The sequence below is a fragment of the Actinomadura physcomitrii genome (assembly GCF_008923205.2).
Lineage (GTDB): Bacteria > Actinomycetota > Actinomycetes > Streptosporangiales > Streptosporangiaceae > Spirillospora > Spirillospora physcomitrii.
The window spans coordinates 360581-373986 of record NZ_WBMS02000004.1; the positions used below are offsets into that span (position 1 = coordinate 360581).

Annotated in this window: 12 protein-coding genes and 1 rRNA gene; 6 read left to right on the top strand and 7 right to left on the bottom strand. The window is 71.8% G+C overall.

All coding sequences use genetic code 11. The features are described 5' to 3' along the window. Positions 1 to 21: 21 nt before the first annotated feature. The 3 genes from F8568_RS07595 to F8568_RS07605 form a co-directional block, all read right to left on the bottom strand. Entirely contained in the window at positions 22 to 1233 is a 1212-nt protein-coding gene (locus tag F8568_RS07595; RefSeq protein WP_151592750.1) for a pyridoxal phosphate-dependent aminotransferase, read from the bottom strand. Between the two features lie 85 nt (positions 1234 to 1318). After that, on the bottom strand, positions 1319 to 3829 hold the full coding sequence (locus F8568_RS07600; protein WP_151592751.1) for an ABC transporter permease: 2511 nt from the start codon (positions 3827 to 3829) through the stop codon (positions 1319 to 1321). Continuing rightward, the gene (locus F8568_RS07605; RefSeq protein ID WP_202124585.1) at positions 3826 to 4605 is read right to left on the bottom strand and encodes an ABC transporter ATP-binding protein; all 780 of its coding nucleotides are present in this window, start codon (positions 4603 to 4605) and stop codon (positions 3826 to 3828) included. The genes F8568_RS07600 and F8568_RS07605 overlap by 4 nt, the downstream gene beginning before the upstream one ends. A 241-nt stretch (positions 4606 to 4846) precedes the next feature. Here F8568_RS07605 and F8568_RS07610 point away from each other — a divergent pair, with 241 nt between their 5' ends. The 3 genes from F8568_RS07610 to F8568_RS07620 all read left to right on the top strand — a co-directional run bounded on the left by F8568_RS07610 (position 4847) and on the right by F8568_RS07620 (position 7604). Then, positions 4847 to 5578 (top strand): TetR/AcrR family transcriptional regulator, encoded by a 732-nt coding sequence (locus tag F8568_RS07610; protein ID WP_328600767.1) that lies wholly within the window; start codon positions 4847 to 4849, stop codon positions 5576 to 5578. 49 nt (positions 5579 to 5627) lie between these two features. Further along, entirely contained in the window at positions 5628 to 6629 is a 1002-nt protein-coding gene (locus F8568_RS07615) for an AurF N-oxygenase family protein (protein ID WP_151592752.1), read from the top strand. A 162-nt stretch (positions 6630 to 6791) separates the two neighbouring features. Then, positions 6792 to 7604, top strand: a complete 813-nt coding sequence (locus F8568_RS07620; RefSeq protein WP_151592753.1) for an SDR family NAD(P)-dependent oxidoreductase — start codon at positions 6792 to 6794, stop codon at positions 7602 to 7604. A gap of 59 nt (positions 7605 to 7663) precedes the next feature. Here F8568_RS07620 and ctaD read toward each other — a convergent pair whose 3' ends face one another. Further along, positions 7664 to 9325, bottom strand: a complete 1662-nt coding sequence (gene ctaD / locus F8568_RS07625; protein ID WP_151592754.1) for an aa3-type cytochrome oxidase subunit I — start codon at positions 9323 to 9325, stop codon at positions 7664 to 7666. Positions 9326 to 9419: 94 nt separating this feature from the next. Here ctaD and F8568_RS07630 point away from each other — a divergent pair, with 94 nt between their 5' ends. Next, positions 9420 to 9917, top strand: a complete 498-nt coding sequence (locus tag F8568_RS07630) for a DUF523 domain-containing protein (RefSeq protein ID WP_151592755.1) — start codon at positions 9420 to 9422, stop codon at positions 9915 to 9917. On the opposite strand, the gene F8568_RS07635 is transcribed toward F8568_RS07630, so the two are convergent. Beyond that, positions 9918 to 10550, bottom strand: coding sequence for a TetR/AcrR family transcriptional regulator (locus tag F8568_RS07635; protein WP_151592756.1), 633 nt, complete (start codon positions 10548 to 10550; stop codon positions 9918 to 9920). 78 nt (positions 10551 to 10628) lie between these two features. Here F8568_RS07635 and F8568_RS07640 point away from each other — a divergent pair, with 78 nt between their 5' ends. Beyond that, complete coding sequence (locus F8568_RS07640) at positions 10629 to 11348, top strand: SDR family NAD(P)-dependent oxidoreductase (protein ID WP_151592757.1); 720 nt, start codon at positions 10629 to 10631, stop codon at positions 11346 to 11348. A gap of 18 nt (positions 11349 to 11366) precedes the next feature. On the opposite strand, the gene F8568_RS07645 is transcribed toward F8568_RS07640, so the two are convergent. Continuing rightward, a complete protein-coding gene (locus F8568_RS07645) occupies positions 11367 to 12311 on the bottom strand; it encodes an AraC family transcriptional regulator (RefSeq protein WP_151592758.1) in 945 nt (314 codons plus the stop codon). A gap of 82 nt (positions 12312 to 12393) precedes the next feature. Between F8568_RS07645 and F8568_RS07650 the strand changes: the two genes are divergently transcribed. Continuing rightward, positions 12394 to 13230: an NAD(P)H-binding protein gene (locus F8568_RS07650; RefSeq protein WP_151592759.1), complete on the top strand. Its 837-nt coding sequence runs from the start codon at positions 12394 to 12396 to the stop codon at positions 13228 to 13230. Between the two features lie 50 nt (positions 13231 to 13280). Here F8568_RS07650 and rrf read toward each other — a convergent pair. Further along, a 5S ribosomal RNA gene (rrf, locus tag F8568_RS07655) occupies positions 13281 to 13397 on the bottom strand. Between the last annotated feature and the right edge of the window lie 9 nt (positions 13398 to 13406).

The window sequence follows — 13406 nt, forward strand, 5'->3', positions numbered from 1 at the left end:
CCCACCGGTCGTGACGGCCCGTCAGCGGCGGTAGGTGCTGAGGAAGTCGCCGATGCGGCCGACGGCCTCTTCGAGGTCGTCGGCGTACTGCAGGGTGACGACGCGGAAGTGGTCGGTGGTCGGCCAGTTGAACCCGGTGCCCTGCACGACGAGGAGCTTCTGCCGTTCGAGCAGGTCGAGGGCGAAGCGCATGTCGTCCTCGATCGGGTACATCTCGGGGTCGAGCCGCGGGAAGACGTACAGCGCGCCCTTGGGCCGGACGCAGCTGACGCCGGGCAGGTCGTTGAGCAGCTTCCAGGCGCGGTCGCGCTGCTCGCCGAGCCGGCCGGTCGGCAGGACGAGGTCGTCGATGCTCTGGTAGCCGCCGAGCGCGGCCTGGATCGCGTGCTGGCCGGGGACGTTCGGGCACAGCCGCATGTTGGCGAGGATGTCCAGGCCCTCGATGTAGGACTCGGCGTGCTCCTTCGGCCCGGACAGCACCACCCATCCGGACCGGAACCCGGCGACCCGGTAGTTCTTCGACAGCCCGCCGAAGGTCAGGCACAGCAGGTCGGGGGCCAGCGAGGCGATCGGGACGTGCACGGCGTCGTCGTAGAGGATCCGGTCGTAGATCTCGTCCGCGAAGACGATCAGGTTGCGGCGGCGGGCGAGCTCGACGATCTGGGTCAGCACCTCGCGCGGGTAGACGGCGCCGGTCGGGTTGTTGGGGTTGATCAGCACGATCGCGCGGGTGCGGTCGCCGATCTTGGCTTCGATGTCGTCCAGGCTCGGCGCCCAGTCGGCGGCCTCGTCGCACAGGTAGTGGACGGGTGTGCCGCCGCACAGCGACACCGACGCCGTCCACAGCGGGTAGTCGGGCGCGGGGATCAGCACCTCGTCGCCGTCGTTGAGCAGCGCCTGCAGGGTCATCACGATCAGCTCGGACACGCCGTTGCCGAGGTAGACGTCCTCGACGTCCAGGCCGGTGACGCCGTTGCCCTCGAACCGCTGCACGATGGCGCGGCGGGCGGGCAGGATCCCCTTGGAGTCGCTGTAGCCGTGCGCCTCGGGCAGGTTGCGGATCATGTCCTGGAGCAGCTCCGGCGGGGCCTCGAACCCGAACGGCGCGGGGTTGCCGATGTGCAGCTTGAGGATGTTGTGGCCCTCGGCCTCGAGCTGCTTGGCGCGCTTGAGCACCGGCCCGCGGATGTCGTAACAGACGTTGGTCAGCTTGCCCGACTGGTTGACCTGCATGGACACACAATATCCGCGCCGCGGAGCCGGGACCCGCCCGGGCGGCCGTCCCGCGGGGCCCTGCGGGACGGCCGCCGAGGCCGGGTCACGGCGCCGCGATCGAGGCGAGGATCGCCCCCCCGGCGGGGCGGCGGGCGGGCCGGATCGCGGCGAGCGCGCCCGCCACCGCTCCGGCCAGCGCGATCACACCCAGCTGGACGGGCGGGGCGGCGAACGGGTTCCCGAGCGCGGCGCCGAGCCCCCAGCCGAGGAACACCCCGAGGCCGAGCCCGCCGGCGGTGCCGAACAGCGCGACGATCAGCGATTCCCAGCGGATCATCGAGCGGATCTGCGCCCGGGTCGCGCCGACGGCGCGGAGCAGGCCGAGCTCGCGGGTCCGCTCGTGCACCGACAGCGACAGCGTGTTGGCGATGCCGAGCAGCGCGATGATGATCGCGAGGGCGAGCATCCCGTAGACGACGGCGATGAACCCGTTCATGTCGGACGTCTGCGCCGTGACGAACGCGTCCCGGGTCTCGACCTCGGGCGCCCCGTACGGCTTCGCCAGGGCGGTGAGCGCGGCGCGCGCCGACGCGACGGGCGCGCCGGGCTTCAGGTCGACGAACGCCCTGGTCACGAGCGGCTGCTCGGTGTGGGCGTCCCAGATCGTCCAGGGCACGAGGTAGTCGCCGGTCAGGTCGGTCCGGTCGTACACGGCGCCGACGGTGACCTGCTGGGAGGCGCCGTCGGCGAAGGTGAGGCCGACGCGCGTGCCGGCGTGCCAGCCGCGGTCGCCGGCTGTCTTCTTGGAGACCGCGAAGGTGCCGGGGCCGGCGAGCGAGCCCTGCGAGACGTCCAGGTCGAGGACGCGGCGCAGCGCCGACGGGTCGCCGACGGACACGGTCGCGACGCGGCCGCCGACCCGCATGTTCCCGGTGCCGAGCCCGGCGACGCCGCCGACCTGCGGCAGCCGGGCCGCCTCGTCGACGAGCCGCGGGGCGAAGCCGCCGGTCTCGTTGCCGCCGCCGTCCACGACGAGCGGGCCGTCGAACGAGCCGGCGACGCCGTCCTCCAGGGACGCGCGCAGCGAGCCGACGAACACCGTGAGCAGCGTGACGACGCCGACGCCGATCATCAGCGCGGTCGCGGCGCCGGCGGTGCGGCGCGGGCTGCGCGTCGCGTTGCCGCGGGCGAGCACGCCGGGCACGCCGCGCAGCCGCGCGGCGGGGGCGCCGGTGACCGCGGCGGCCGGGCGCGCCACGGCGGGCCCGAGCACGACCATCGCGACCAGGCACAGCACCGCGCCGGCGGCGGCCATCGCCACCTGCCCGCCGGACGCGCCGAGCACGACGGTGCCAGCGGCCACCGCCGCGAGCACCCCGCCGACGACCAGCCGGGTGTCGGACGGCCGGGACGGCTCCGCCGCGACCTCGCGCAGCGCCGCGAGAGGCCGCACCCGGGACGCCCGCAGCGCGGGCCCGAGCGCCGCGACGAGCGTGACCAGCAGCCCGGCGGGGACGGCGACGAGCAGCGTCGTCGCCGAGACGGTGAGCCCTTCCATCGCGATCCCGATCCGGAAGGCCGTGAACAGCAGCCGGAGCAGCGCGGCGAAGCCGAACCCGCCGGCGAGCCCGGCCAGGGTCGCGGCGCCGCCGATCACCAGCGCCTCGATCCCGGCGAAGGCCACGATCTGGCGGCGGCCGGCGCCGAGCGCGCGCAGCAGCGCCGACTCGCGGGTCCGCTGCGCCATGGTGATCGCGAAGGTGTTGTGGATGCTGAACGCCGCGACGAACAGGGCGACGCCGCCGAACGCGCCAAGCACGATCCGGAACGTCTTCAGGAAGCCGTCCTGCACGGCGGTCATGCCCTCGTCGACCTGGGCGCGGTTGGTGACGGCCTCGGTCCCGGCGGGCAGCACCGGGCGGACGCGCGCGGCCAGCTCGTCCTGGCTCACCCCGCCGGCGGCGCGGATCGCGACGCTGCTGATGCGGCCGGGCGACTTCGCGACGTACCGCTGCGCGCCCTCCAGGCTGAACGCGGTGAACGACGTCTCGCCGAACGCGTCCTCGTCGCCGAACTTGCTGATCCCGACGACCGTCACGGGGACGCGCTCAGGTGTCAGGACGGCCGTGCGGTCGCCGACCTTCAGCTCGCCCTCGTCGGCGAACATCTTGTTGATGACGACCTCGTCCGGTGCGCGCGGCGCGCGTCCCTCGGCGAGCCGGTAGGGGTTGAGCTTCGGGTCGTTCAGCCAGTTCCCGGCGGTCCTCGGGCCGCGGGACGCGATGGTCGTCCCGTCCTTGGCGAGCAGTTGCCCGGAGCCCTGGATGACGGGCTCGGCGTTCGCGACGCCGTCCACCCCGCGCACCTTCGCCAGCACCGACGCGTCGATCTGCCCGCGCGCCCCCCAGGGCGAGTCGCTCACCTTGGTGGCGTTGCGGACGCTGACGTCGCTCTTGCCGTAGGCGCCGGAGAAGTAGCCGTCGATGCTGGACGCGAGCGTGTCGCCGAGCACCAGCGTGCCGGTGAGGAACGTCACCCCGAGGAACACCGCGACCAGCGACCCGGCCATGCGGCGCTTGCGTCCCCACAGGTCCTTGAAGACGAGCCCGGTCATGCCCGGTCCCCCAGCCCGCGCATCCGGTCGAGGACGCGGTCGGCGGTGGGCTCGTCCATCACGTCCACGACGCGCCCGTCGGCGAGGAACACGACCGCGTCGGCGTAGCCGGCCGCCACCGGGTCGTGCGTCACCATCGCGACCGTCTGTCCGAGGTCGTCGACGGCGCCGCGCAGCAGGTCGAGCACCTCCGCGCCGGTACGGGAGTCGAGGTTGCCGGTCGGCTCGTCCGCGAACACGATCTGCGGACGGGTGACCAGCGCGCGCGCCAGCGCCACCCTCTGCTGCTGCCCGCCGGACAGTTCCGACGGCTTGTGCGTAAGCCGCTGCCCCAGCCGCAGTACGCGCACCACCGTGTCCAGCCACTCGGGGTCGGGACGCGTCCCGGCCAGCGTCATCGGCAGGACGATGTTGTCCTTCGCGGTGAGCGTCGGGAGCAGGTTGAACGCCTGGAACACGAACCCGATGCGCTCGCGCCGCAGCCGCGTCAGGCGCCGGTCCGACAGGGACCCGAGCTCCTGGTCGCCGACGTAGACCTTCCCGGACGTGGCGTCCTCCAGGCCCGCCACGCAGTGCATCAGGGTCGACTTGCCCGCGCCGGACGGGCCCATGATGGCGGTGAAGCGCCCGGCGGGGAACGCCACGCTCACCTCGTCGAGCGCGCGCACCGCCATGCCGCCGGTCCCGTAGACCTTGGTGAGCTTTTCCGTGCGGGCGCCGCCCATGGCCGCGTCCGCTTCGCCGATCGTTCGTCTTGCCTCTGCCGCGTTTCCCATGGCCGGGATCGTCACGCGGCGGTACGGCCCGCGTCGTCCGGCTGCGAGAGGCACCGCGCCTACCCCGTGGGCGGCACCGGCGCGCCCGCGCGTACCACGGGGGCGGCAGCGGAGCCGGGCCGGGTACCCCGCCGGGGGTACTTCTTCGCCGGAAGATCAATAAGACGCACCGTCCAATTGTGATGCGGGCAACATACAAGCAGGCTTGCTTGCTTGTAAGTGGGCTCGTACCGTCGGAGGCGTGTCAGTCAGCAGCCGCCGGCGCCGGCGCCACAGCGGCGCGACCCGCCGGACCCAGGAGGAGCGCAGGTCGCGCACGCAGGCCCGGCTCCTCGAGGCCACCATGGAGTGCCTGGTGGACCTCGGCTGGTCCGGCACGTCCACCACCGAGGTGGCCCGCCGCGCGGGCGTCTCGCGCGGGGCGCAGCAGCACCACTACCCGACCAAGATGATCCTGGTCGCGGCGGCGCTGGAGCACCTGCTCGAAGCGCAGCGGCTGGCCTACGAGACGGCGTTCGCGGTCCTGCCGAAGGAGCGCCGCAACGTCACCGGCGCGCTCGACCTGCTCTGGGAGGTCTTCCGCGGCCGGCCCGCCAAGGCGCTGATGGAGCTGGCGGTCGCCGCCCGCACCGACGAGGAACTGCGCCCGCTCTGCGTCGACCTGAACGAGCGGATCCTGCAGACCATCGCCGAGACCTTCGAGAAGCTGTTCCCCGCGAACACGCTGCCGCCCGACTTCACCGACACGCTGCTGCGCGGCCTGTTCGCGATGTTCGTCGGGCTGTCGATCCAGAACGCCCTCGACGACGACTCCGGCGGCCACCAGGCCGCGGTGCTCCGTCAGGTCAAGGAGATCGCCCGGCTGATCGTCCCGGAGCCCGGCGGCCCCGCCCCGGCGGCGCGGGGCGACGATGGTGACGGCACCGCGCCACCGCAGCAGGCGTCCGCGGCCAGCGCCGCGGACGCGCCCTGAACACCCCCCGGCCCCCGCAGGCCGCACCACCCCCGAGGGAGCGCCTCACATGCCGAAAGCCCCCACCGAACTCGCCGACGAGGTCCGCGAGCAGGTCAAGGACAGGAAGTCCTACCTCGGCGTCGTCGACCGGCTGAACAAGGCGTCGGTCGACAAGCACTGGGAGGCCTACGCCGACATCCCGTGGGACGACCCCGACCTCGCCGTCGACAAGAACGACCCGCGCTGGGTGCTGCCGCGGTTCGACCGGCTCGGCGAGACCGAGTGGTACCGCTCGCAGCCGCCGGAGATCCAGGCGCAGATCGGGCTGTGGCGGGTCGCCACCGCGATGAAGATCGGCCTGCAGTTCGAGAACCTGCTCAAGCGCGGCCTGCTCAACTACGCCTACCGGCTGCCGAACGGCCGGCCGGAGTTCCGGTACGTCTACCACGAGACGACCGAGGAATGTCACCACGGGATGATGTTCCAGGAGTTCGTGAACCGGACGAAGATGCCGATCCGCGGCATGCCGCGCTCGCTCAGCCTCATCGCCCAGGCGGCGCCGTGGATCCCGCTCGTCAGCACCGAGATGTTCTTCGTGTTCGTGCTCGGCGGTGAGGACCCGATCGACTACGTGCAGCGCAAGTCCCTCAAGGGCGGGCACATCAAGCACCCGCTCGAAGAGACGATCATGAAGATCCACATCGCGGAGGAGGCGCGGCACATCTCCTTCGCCCGCCACTACCTCAAGCACCGGATCCCGGCCATGAACCCGGTGCGCCGCCGCATCCTCGGCTTCGCGACCCCCATCGTGCTCGGCGTGATGGCGCGGATCATGCTGTCCCCGCCCGGCCCGATGGTGCGGCACTTCGACATCCCGAAGGACGTCGTCAGGCAGGCGTACAAGAGCCCTGCCTCGCAGGCGGAGATCGCCAACTCGGTCGGCAAGATCCGCGACCTGATGGCCGAGCTCGGCGTGATCGACCCGGTGAACAAGCGGGTCTGGAAGGCGTTCGGCATCTGGGACCGGCCGGGGACGCGGCGCCCCGTCGACGAACCCAAGGCCGCCTGAACCGCCCGGGGCGGCGCGACGCGGAAGCGCGGTGCGGGTTCGACGAGCCGACGGTCCCCGTTTCGTAGCCGGGTGAGTATCGGCCCGGCCGCACCACCCCGTAGAATCCCCCGCAATTGAACAGAACATCCAATTAGCCCAGCATCGAGCGGAGCGCGCAGAATGAGCATCGCGATCGTGACCGGAGGCGCATCCGGCATCGGCCGTGCGATCGCCACGTCCCTGGTGGCGCGCGGCGACACCGTCGTGGTCAGCGACATCAACGCCGACGGCGCCGCCGCCGTCGCGGACAAGCTGAACACCCTCGGCAAGGGCAAGGCGTCCTCCGCCCCCCTCGACGTCACCGACGCCGAGGCCGTCACCGACCTCTACAAGCGCGTGCAGGCCGACAACGGCACCCTCGACCTGGTGTTCAACAACGCCGGCATCGCGATCGGCGGGCTGGCCGAGGAGCTCACCCTCGACCACTGGAACCGCGCGATCGACATCAACCTCAAGGGCGTCGTGCACGGCGTGCACGCCGCGTACCCGATCATGCTGGAGCAGGGCCGCGGGCACATCGTCAACACCGCCTCGCTCGCCGGGCTCGTCCCGATGCCGATCGGCATCCCCTACACCGCCACCAAGCACGCCGTCGTCGGCCTGTCGCTCGGCCTGCGCGCCGAGGCCGCCGGACGCGGCGTCAAGGTCAGCGTGGTCTGCCCGAGCTTCGTCGACACCCCGCTGCTGCACAACGTCAACCCCGACCTGCCCGAGACGCAGCTGAGCGGCAACGCGACCGGCGACATCGCCAAGGCGTCGCCGCGCCTCTACACGGCCGAGAAGCTGGCCCGCGACATCATGAAGGGCGTCGCCAAGAACCAGGCGCTCATCGTCGCGCCCGCGCACGGCCGCCTCGCCTGGCGCGGCGTCCGCCTCAACCCGGCGGCCGCGGTCCGCGTCGCGCAGATCGCCGTCAGCCGCATCGCCAAGTAGCCGTCCCGGCTCGGCCCGCGCGCGCCCACCGAGCGCGCGCGGGCACGGTCATGGTTTAGCTAGGACGCCTCCTGCGGCTCGGTCCCGGCCTCCGCCGCCTTCGGATAATGCAGGTCGAACGCGGGCCTCTCCGAGCGGATCCGCGGGATCGAGGTGAAGTTGTGCCGCGGCGGCGGGCACGACGTCGCCCACTCCAGCGAATTGCCGAACCCCCACGGATCGTCCACCTCGACCCGCGTGCCGCGGCGCGACGTCCGGTACACGTTGTAAATGAAGAACAGCGTCGAGATCCCCAGCAGGAACGCTCCGGCGGTGGAGACCCGGTTCAGGCCTTCGAACTCCTTGGGATAGTCGGCGTAGCGGCGCGGCATCCCCTCCGCGCCCAGCCAGTGCTGGACGAGGAACGTCGTGTGGAAGCCGATGAACAGCGTCCAGAAGTGGACCTTCCCCCACGCCTCGTTCAGCATCCTCCCCGTCATCTTCGGCCACCAGAAGTAGAAGCCGGAGAACATCGCGAACACGACCGTGCCGAAGACGACGTAGTGGAAGTGCGCCACCACGAAGTAGGAGTCCTGCACCTGGAAGTCCAGCGGCGGCGACGCGAGGATGACGCCGGTCAGCCCGCCGAACAGGAACGTCACGAGAAAGCCCACGGCGAACAGCATCGGCGCCTGGAAACTGAGATGGCCGCGCCACATCGTCCCGACCCAGTTGAAGAACTTCACCCCGGTCGGCACCGCGATGAGGAACGACATGAACGAGAAGAACGGCAGCAGGACCTGCCCGGTGGTGAACATGTGGTGCGCCCACACCGACATCGACAGCCCGGCGATCATGATGGTGGCGCCGACCATCCCGAAATAGCCGAACAGCGGTTTGCGGCTGAACACCGGGATGACCTCGGTGACGATCCCGAAGAACGGCAGCGCGATGATGTACACCTCGGGGTGCCCGAAGAACCAGAACAGGTGCTGCCAGGTCAGCGCGCCGCCGTAGGCCGCGTCGAACACGTGCGCGCCGAGCCGGCGGTCCGCCTCCAGGCCGAGCAGCGCGGCGGCCAGCACCGGGAACGCCATCAGCACGAGCAGGCTCGTCAGGAACACGTTCCAGGTGAAGATCGGCAGCCGGAACATCGTCATTCCCGGCGCCCGCATCCCGATCACCGTGGTGATGAAGTTGACGCCGCCGAGGATCGTCCCGAATCCCGACAGCGCGAGCCCCATGATCCACATGTCGCCGCCCACGCCCGGACTGCGCAGCGCGCTGTTCAGCGGCGCGTAGGCCGTCCATCCGAAACTCGCGGCGCCGCCCGGTGAGATGAACGACGCGAACACGATGAGGCCGCCGAGCAGGAACAGCCAGTAGCTCAGCATGTTCAATCGCGGGAACGCCACGTCCGGCGAGCCGATCTGCAGCGGCATCACGACGTTCGCGAACCCGACGAACAACGGCGTCGCGAACAGCAGCAGCATCACCGTTCCGTGCATCGTGAACAGCTGGTTGTACTGCTCGTTGGAGACGATCTGCCGGCCCGGGGAGGCGAGCTCCGCCCGAATCACCATCGCCATCAGCCCGGCCAGCAGGAAGAAGACGAACGATGTGGTCAGATACAGATATCCGATCACCTTGTGGTCGGTGGTGGTCAGCCAGGACACCAGAACCGAGCCCCGGGGACGTCCTTCGGAAGGCGCCTCCGGAAGTCGACGGCCGAGAAGGACCATGCCGGGCTCCCAAGCGACGGGGGATCGCCCATAACTATTCGCCGGGGATCAGGGGGGCGCAAGACGTCTCCGCTCCCCGCATAGGCTGACAGGCGTGGAGCGCATACTGGTCAGTTCCTGCCTGGTGGGACGGCCCGTCCGATATGACGGGGCCGCCAAGCCCGTGGGCGGCGGCCTCTTCGAGCGGTGGCGCATGGAGGGGCGGCTCGTCCCCCTCTGCCCCGAGGTGTCCGGTGGCCTTCCCGTTCCCCGGCCGCCCGCCGAGATCGTCGGCGGCGATGGCGGCGCCGTCCTCGACGGCACCGCCCGCGTCGTCACCGAGGCCGGCGCGGACGTGACCGCCGAGTTCCTGCGCGGCGCCCGGCTCGCGCTGGCCGCCGCCGAGCGCTCCGGCGCCCGCATCGCGCTGCTGAAGGAGGGCAGCCCGTCGTGCGGCGGCACCCGCGTCCACGACGGGACGTTCTCGGGCACGCCCGTCCCGGGAGCCGGAGTGACGACGGCCCTGCTGCGCCGCGAGGGCATCCGCGTCTTCGGCGAGGACGACCTCGACGCGGTCCAGGAACTCCTGGCCGCCCTGGAACAGAACCGCTGATCAGCCGCCCGCCATGAACTCGGCCACCTGATCCGGTGTCAGCGCCGGGACGGGCAGGGGACGCGCCGCGTCGGCGCGCAGCCCGTCGAGCACGAACCCCAGGAACCGGCGCCAGATGCCGGGCGCCGCGTCCCCGCACTCGCGGATGATCTGGGACGTGGCCCACATCAGCGGCATGATGTCCTGGGTCTCGAAGTCGCTCCGCAGCCGCCCGGCCTCCTTGGCCCGTTCGACGATCCGGTCCAGGTGCGCGAACCCGCGGTGGCACGCCTCGGCCAAGCCCGAGGCGGCCGGGAACCGGCGCGCGAGCACGTCGTTGAGCCCCCGGTCCGCCGCCTGGAGCGCGACCAGGCCCTCGACGAACGCGACGAACCCCGACCACGGATCCGCGTCGGCCAGCGCCGTCTCGGCGAGCCGGTCCAGAGCGCTCAGCCGGGCGGGGAAGATCGCGTCGAAGAGGTCGGCGCGGGCGGGGAAGTGGTTGTAGAGCGTGCCGATGCTGACACCGGCCCGGCGCGCTACCTCCTCGAGCGGCGCGTCCAGGCCGCGCTCCCCGAAGACCGCCGCGGCCGAGGCCAGCAGCTTGTCCCGGTTGCGTGCGGCGTCGGCCCGCGGCGCCCTGCTCTTCGCCATGCCCCCATCCTACGAAGTTGAGGGCGCCCTCGATTTCTCTGCTAACTTGAGGATACCCTCAACTTGAAGGAGGTCTCCATGACCGCGACGACCGTCGTCATCGGTGCCGGCCCGGGGCTCGGCATGTCGATCGCCCACCGCTTCGGCCGGGAAGGGCACACCATCGCCCTCGTCTCCCGCAACGGCGCCCGCCACCCCGGCTACCTCGCCTCGCTCGCGTCCGCGGGCATCGAGGCGACGTCCCATCCGGCGGACGTCCGCGACCGCGACGCCCTGCTCGGCGCTCTCGACGAGATCACCGCACGGCACGGCGCCGTCGACGTCGTCTACTACGGCCCCGGCGCGGCCGACCCGACCGCGCGCCCCGTGCCCATCACCGAGACCGACGTGCCCGCCGTCCAGGACGCGATGAGCTGGGTGTACCCGGCGATCGACACCGTCCGCGCGGTCCTGCCCGGCATGCTGGAGCGCGGACACGGCGGCCTGCTGTTCGCCGGCGGCCTCAGCTCCGTCGTCCCGATGCCGATGCTCGGCCCCCTGGCGCTCGCGTCCGCCGCCCTGCGCAACTACGCCGTCACCCTGCACGCCGCCCTCGCCGACCACGGCGTCTACGCCGGGACGCTCACCATCGGCGGCGCCATCGAGCGCGGCGACATCCACAGCGCGATCGTCGCGCGGCCCGACCTCGTCGGCGGCATGGAGGTCCGCACCCTCGACCCCGACGCCCTCGCCGACACCGCCTGGGACCTCTACGAGAACCGCGACGAAGCCGAAGCCGTCTTCAACGTCCTCGCCTGACCCGTACCCGCGAAACGGTCAGCCCGTCCCGCGCCGCCAACTGGACGGGCTGACGCCCCGAGCGCGCTTGAACGCCACGCTGAAGGCGAACGCGTCCTCGTACCCGACCTCGCGGCCCACCGCGGCGACCGTCGCGTCGGTGTCGCGCAGCAGATCGGCCGCGAGGGTCATCCGCCAGCCGGTCAGATAGGTGAGCGGCGGCTCGCCCACCAGCCCGGTGAAGCGCGCGGCGAACGCCGCGCGGGACATCCCGACCTCGGCGGCGAGCGAAGCGATGGTCCAGCGGCGCGCCGGATCCCCGTGCATCAGCCGCAGCGCCTCACCGACCGCAGGATCCGCCAGCGCCCCGTACCAGGACGGCGGATCCGACCCCGGCCGCGCGCACCAGGCCCGCAGCGCCAGCACGAGCACCAGGTCCAGCAGCCGGTGCAGGACCGCGTCCTGGCCCGGCTCGTCGCGACCGACCTCGGCGGCGAGCAGATCCAGCGCGCCTCCCGTCCGCGGCCCGGCCGGCACCACCGCCACCGGCGGAAGCATCGCAAGAATCCGTCCGCCCACGTCACCGTGCAGTTCGTAGGCACCGCGGAGCATGACCGTGGCGCCGGGCAGCCCGTCCCCGTAGGTGCGGGGAGCCAGGTTCCACCCTTCGCGCTCGACCGGGTCCCCGCTGTCCGCGTGGTACTTCCTCCCCTGCCGGATCACGACCTGGGCAGGCGTGGACGCGTTATCCGCGATCGTGTACTCGCCGACGGCCGTGATCAGGGCGATGTCGCCCGCCGCCAGGGCCACCGGCGCCGCATCGGCCTCGTCCAGCCGGACCACGGCATGGCCGCCGAGCGTGGCGACGACCGTCAGCGCCGTGGCGTCGGCGAAGGTCAGCGCCCACGGCGGCCGCTGGACCAGCCGCCTGACCAGCGCATCACCGGCGCGCGCCCGGCGCAGCAGATCGCTCAGGACGTCCATGCCGCACAGGCTAGACGATCACAAATGGATCCAAGACGTTCTCTCATGGATCGTCTGGCCGTCCTACGGTTGCGTAGGGGGCATGGAGAACACGCTCATCCTCGGCGCCACCGGGAAGACCGGTCGCCGTATCGTCCGGCGCCTGCGCGCCTCCGGCCATCGCGTCCGCACCGCGTCCCGCACGGGAAGCGACGTGGCCGTCGATCTCGGAGACCCTGCGACCTGGCCCGCCGCCCTCGACGGCGCCACGGCCGTCTACCTTCTCGAACCGGTCCTCCAGCCGGTCCCCGATCGCGACGCGCGCATCCCGAAGTTCGTGGCCGAGGCGGTCTCCGCGGGTGTGCGGCGCCTGGTCCTGCTGTCCGCGCACGGCGTCGGCGACGCCGGCGACGACCATCCGCTCAAATCCGCCGAACGGGCCGTCCGCGAATCCGGCACCGGCTGGACGATCCTGCGTCCCGGCTGGTTCGCGCAGAACTTCAGCGAGTCGTTCTGGAGGCCGTGGGTCCTCAGCGGAACCCTCGCCGTCCCGACCGGGGACGGCCGCACCCCCTTCGTCGACGCCGAGGACATCGCCGAGGTCGCCGCCGACGCACTCACCGACGGCAGGCACAACGGCCGGATCTACCAGCTGACGGGACCGCGGGCGGTCAGCTTCGCCGAGGCCGCCGAGCTCATCGGGAAGGCCACCGGACGCACGATCCGCCATGTCGATGTCACTCCGGAGGCCTTCACCGAACGCCTCGCCTCGCATGGCGTCCACCCGGACGCGGCCCGCATGCTCGCCGGCCTCCTGGCGAACATCCGCGAAGACCGGGAAGCCGCCGTGTCGGACGGTGTGGAGCGCGCCCTCGGCCGGCCGGCCAAGCCCTTCGAGGACTACATCACCGAAGCCGCCGCCGCGGGCCACTGGAACTGACCCCAGAAATGCGGAAGGCCCCGCCTTTCGGCGGGGCCCTCCCAATATGTGTCCGGCGGTGTCCTACTCTCCCACACAGTCTCCCATGCAGTACCATCGGCGCTGAAGGGCTTAACTTCCGGGTTCGGAATGGGACCGGGTGTTTCCCCTCCGCCATGACCACCGAACGCCTCACG